Here is a 1,051-nt window from a genome sequence, read left to right as displayed (position 1 = left end):
AAGAGACAGATATGACGCTATCGCGGGCAAGCCCGCTCCCACAGGGGTTCTCCATCATTCAAAACAGGGCGGTTTGATCAGGCAAATAGTTCACCCCGTGCAGCCTTCTCAAGCAACAACGCTGGCGGTGAGAACCGCTCGCCATATTGCTCGGCCAGGTAACGCGCCCGGGCAATGAAGTCGTTCAGGCCATACTGGTTGATAAACTGCAGCGCACCGCCACTCCACGCGGCAAAGCCAATGCCGAAGATAGAGCCCACATTGGCATCCGCCGTGGACATCAACACGCCCTCCTCCACGCACCGCACGGTTTCAATCGCCTGAATAAACAGTAAACGGTCGCGCACATCCTGCGCTGAGATCTGTTTGCCGGGTTGTTCAAAGCGGGTTTTCAGCTCGGGCCACAGATGCTTGTGCCCGCCTGCGGGGTAGTCGTAAAAACCGCCGCCTGCCGCCTTGCCCGTGCGTTTGTATTCATTCACCAACAGGTCGATCACAGCCGTCGCCGGGTGAGCCGGCACTTGCTTGCCTTCGGCTTGCAGATCCTTCGCCGTCTGCTGTCGGATATGGCTCATCAAGCTGAGGGACACTTCATCCGACACCGCCAACGGCCCCACCGGCATACCGGCCTTGCGCGCTTCGATTTCGATCATCGGCGCTGCCACACCTTCGCCGAGCATGGCGATGCCTTCGTTGGTGAAGGTGCCGAACACCCGCGAGGTGAAGAAGCCGCGGCTGTCGTTGACCACGATCGGGGTTTTCTTGATTTGCAGTACGAAATCAAAACCTCGGGCCAGGGTTTCGTCGCGGGTGTGAGCGCCCTTGATGATTTCTACCAGCGGCATCTTGTCGACGGGGCTGAAGAAATGCAGGCCAATGAATTGGCCTTGATCGGGCACCGCTGTTGCCAGGCCAGTGATGGGCAAGGTGGAGGTGTTGGAAGCGATCACCGCCTCGCTGCCGACCACGCTTTGCGCCGCCGCCGTGACCCTGGCTTTGAGTTCACGGTCCTCATACACGGCTTCGATGATCAGGTCGCAACCGGCCAGTT

The 1,051-nt window shown here is 59.3% G+C and carries 1 protein-coding gene; it reads right to left on the bottom strand.

From position 1 onward, the window contains the following. Positions 1 to 77: 77 nt before the first annotated feature. Positions 78 to 1,051: 3-hydroxyacyl-CoA dehydrogenase family protein (locus FEM54_RS33035; RefSeq protein ID WP_138454334.1), on the bottom strand; the 974-nt coding region annotated here is incomplete at its 5' end.

It is taken from the genome of Pseudomonas edaphica, from assembly GCF_005863185.1.
In the GTDB taxonomy this organism is placed as follows: Bacteria; Pseudomonadota; Gammaproteobacteria; order Pseudomonadales; family Pseudomonadaceae; genus Aquipseudomonas; species Aquipseudomonas edaphica.
Note: the sequence above shows the minus strand (reverse complement) of the source record. Positions and strands in the feature narration are given on the sequence as shown.